Below are 3,651 nucleotides of genomic sequence, written 5' to 3' on the forward strand. Positions count from 1 at the left end.
ATGTCCACTAAAGCGGGTACGGTCCACTCTCGCACCGCCATTGCCGACCTCCTTAGCAGCCGGACGCTCCTGTCCGATTGAGGCCCGGTCTGACTTTGTCCTGGAACCACCCGGCCACGAATGATCAGGGTTGGGGAGCAGGCGCTCTGGTGACGACAGCCTGTCGATCGGGCCGACTCACGCTGGACTGAATGCTCCAGCAGCGGGAACAGCGCGCTGACGGTGGTAGTGACAATACCAGTCCCGCGACTGAGGCAGCAGGCAGCCGGGCACTGCCGATACCGGCACCTCGCCATCCTGGATCAATCAGGAGAATCGCGGGAAACTGAACCCACATCGCGATCGGCTCCTCCCGGCCTTTCCGACGGAGCTCCGATGGTGCGGCTCCGATGTTCTGAAGCGGGTCGCAGCGGCGATCCTCCACGCAAGGAGGCCGAGTTGACTGAGCTACGAACCTTCCACCTGCCCGAATCCGTCAACGGGACGGAATCCGACATCGTTCTGGCGCGTGCGATGATGCAGGCATGGCGAACGGACGGAATTTTCCAGGTCGCCACGAGCCCGGCCCAGGACCAGAAGACCCGGGCTGCGATCGAGGCGAGCAGACGCTTTTTCCGCATGCCCATGACGGTCAAGTCCGGGTGCGTCAGTGATCTGACCTACAGCGGCTACATCGCGTCCGGGGAAGAGGTCACGGCCGGCGAGGCGGACTATTCCGAGATTTTCACCGTGTGCAAGGACGTCGCTCGCGACGATGCCCGCGTAGAGGGACAGTGGCCGTGCCACGGCCCGGCCCCGTGGCCTGACGCCGACTACCAGCGGAGCATGCAGGCGTTCATGGACGAAGTCGGTACGTTCGGTGAAAGATTACTCAAACTGACCGCTCTGGGGCTGGGAGCGGCTGACATCGACGCATTGACACAACTGACCGACGACGGCTGGCACCACATGCGGGTGCTGCGCTTCCCCGCCGCATCGGAGCAGACCGCCCGGGGCATCGGCGCCCATACCGACTACGGACTGCTGGTGATCGCCGCCCAGGACGACGTAGGCGGACTCTACATACGTCCACCCGTTGCGGGCGAGCGGCGGAACAGGAACTGGCTGGCGGACGAAAGCGCAGCGGGAATGTACGAAGATGTCGATCCGTGGACGTTCGTGAAGCCGGTGCCAAGCGTACTGACGGTGTTCCCCGGTGACATTCTTCAGTTCCTGACGAACGGATTTTTTCTTTCAACCCCGCACAAGGTCAGGCTGAACACCCGGGAGCGCTTCGCACTCGCCTACTTCCACGAGCCGAATTTCGAGGCCTGCGTCCGCCCATTGTCCGGCCCGACTTCTGATTACATCCACTATGGCAGTCATTTCACCAACATGTTCATGCGTAGCTATCCGGACCGGATCACCACGCGTCGGATTCTCGAGGAGGACCGCCTGTCGATTCTTGCCCGCATGCGAGGTGAAGCCGAACGCCTGACCGCTGGCAGGGAAATGGTTGCACCATAAGCCGACCGTATCTGCAACGAGGCATCCGGACGGTACTGAGGACGGGTACCAGGACAGGTACCAGGACAGCATTGTGGAGGCATGGGATGGTGGCGTCCGGGAACGACCGGGTCGACCGTGAGGGAAACTGGGCTCAGCGGGCCGAGGCCCAACTGCCGACCCGGCGAGCGGAGGAGGAGATCCAACGCCGGCTCGCTCACGGCCTGGCGGGCGCGCCGACGATCACTGATCGGACGATTCCGACCTTCGCCCGCGGGGAGATACCGCACTTCGCCGGTGAACGGGGCACCTTCCTGAAATGCCCGTACATCGAGGATGTACACGACGTCTCGGATGCCGAGGTGGCGATCTTCGGGGTTCCTCTGGACGCCGGGACGACATACCGGCCGGGTACCCGCTTCGGCCCGCAGGGGATCCGGCGCTCGACCAACCTGTTCGGCACCTACTCCTACGAGCTCGGCGTCGATCTGCGCGAGCAGCTCAACCTGGTCGACATCGGCGACGTGTTCACCATTCCCGGCAACCTGGAGAAGTCCTTCGACCAGATCAGCCAGGCAATGGCCCACGTCGTGCAACAGGGTGTGATGCCGGTCGTCCTGGGTGGGGACCACTCGATCGGCTTCCCGACCATCCGTGGGATGGCGCCGTACCTGGACGGCAACATCGGCATCATTCACTTCGACCGCCACGTCGACACCCAGGCAAGCGACCTCGACGAGCGGATGCACACCACGCCGTGGTTCCATGCGACCAACATCGGCAACGCGCCGGCCACCAACCTGGTCCAGATCGGCATCGGCGGCTGGCAGGCGCCACGGGCCGGGGTCACGGTCGGCCGTGAGCGCGGCACGACCGTCATCACCGTCGGCGACGTGGAACGGGTCGGCATCGAGAAAGTCGCCGAACTCGCCCTGGAGACGGCGTGGAAAAACGCCAAAGCCGTGTACCTGTCCTTCGACATCGACGTGATCGACGCCGGTTTCGTCCCCGGAACCGGTTGGCCCGAACCGGGCGGTCTCCTGCCCCGCGAGGCCCTCAACCTCGTCCGTATGATCTCCGAGCCCGGTCTGGCGGGCATCGAGGTCGTCGAGTGTTCACCGCCCTATGACTGGGCCGAACAGACCGCGCTGCTGTCCAGCCGGGTGATCCTCGACAGCCTCGCCACCCAGGTCCGGGCCGGCAAGCTCGGTCGCAAACCGGCCACCGCCAACCGGGAGGCCTGGGGGCCCTATCCAGACAGCGTGCCCCAGCACCCCTGACCAGCCGTTTAGGATGGCATCGGCCGGTAGCGTTCGGGTCGGCCGATGCGGACATCGACTCCCGGGGAGTAGTGCACCAGGGGTTCGTCCCGCGGCTGCGGGAGTCCGGCCGCGGCGACGAGCCTGTCGTCGAGCGCCACAGCCTTGGCCCGATGCAGTGGCCACGGCTCGTGCCATGCCCGCGCGAAGCGGCGCCGGGTACCGGCCGCGCTGAACAGGATCCACCGGGCAGTCAGGAAATGGTCCCGCTCGTCGAGGTCACCGGATCCGAACGGCTCACCGATCCGGATCGTCACCCGGCTGGTGGCGCGCGGACCGGGCCACCGCCGGGCGCAGGTGTAGGAGATCTCGTCCGGGGTCTCCACCAGCCGCATCGACGACCAGAAGTAGGGCAGCCGGTAGGTGGTGCGCGCGACGGCCACCGCACCGAGCCGGGCCGCGTCCAGGGAGAAAAACCAGATTCCCCGCCGCCCTTCATGATCATGAACGTAGGTACGGACGTTGGTTTCGCAGAAGGTCGACGCCCACGCCACCCCGTGCCCGGCCGCGGTCGCGACCCGCATGAAGAACGGCACCAGGGCGACCCATGCCGCCCCGTCGTAGGTGTCGACCCGCAGGCCGCCCGGAAGAAGCTGCTGTACCACCGCCGGATCGAAGGGCCAGTGCACGAACGTCAGCCGCTCCCAGCGCTGTCGCATGATCGGTCTTTCCACCGTGAAGGGACACGACCCACCGGGCCCGGCCATCCCCTCCGCGGCCATCCCATCACCGGCATCTGGGTCGTCGCGCTGCATGAGCCCATGATGCCGGGATATCAGGCTTTATCCCACAGCCGATGGTTAGAAAAGCGACAGATACCCCATACCAGCAGCGGTCAGGCTATGAT

Annotated in this window: 3 protein-coding genes; 2 read left to right on the plus strand and 1 reads right to left on the minus strand. The window is 65.4% G+C overall.

Features of this window, described 5'->3' with window-relative positions; genetic code table 11:
* The first annotated feature begins 438 nt into the window (after window positions 1-438).
* Together U9983_RS26805 and speB are read left to right on the plus strand one after the other, a co-directional pair.
* Window positions 439-1,506 carry a 2OG-Fe(II) oxygenase family protein gene (locus U9983_RS26805; protein WP_322756678.1) on the plus strand — a complete coding sequence of 356 codons (1,068 nt, stop codon included), beginning with the start codon at window positions 439-441 and terminating at the stop codon, window positions 1,504-1,506.
* Window positions 1,507-1,592: 86 nt separating this feature from the next.
* Window positions 1,593-2,765 carry an agmatinase gene (gene speB, locus U9983_RS26810; protein WP_322756679.1) on the plus strand — a complete coding sequence of 391 codons (1,173 nt, stop codon included), beginning with the start codon at window positions 1,593-1,595 and terminating at the stop codon, window positions 2,763-2,765.
* Window positions 2,766-2,773: 8 nt separating this feature from the next.
* Here speB and U9983_RS26815 read toward each other — a convergent pair whose 3' ends face one another.
* A complete protein-coding gene (locus tag U9983_RS26815; RefSeq protein WP_322756680.1) occupies window positions 2,774-3,463 on the minus strand; it encodes a DUF2071 domain-containing protein in 690 nt (229 codons plus the stop codon).
* Window positions 3,464-3,651 lie beyond the last annotated feature (188 nt).

The sequence above is a fragment of the Protofrankia sp. Cas3 genome, from assembly GCF_963555955.1.
Classification (GTDB): domain Bacteria; phylum Actinomycetota; class Actinomycetes; order Frankiales; family Frankiaceae; genus Protofrankia.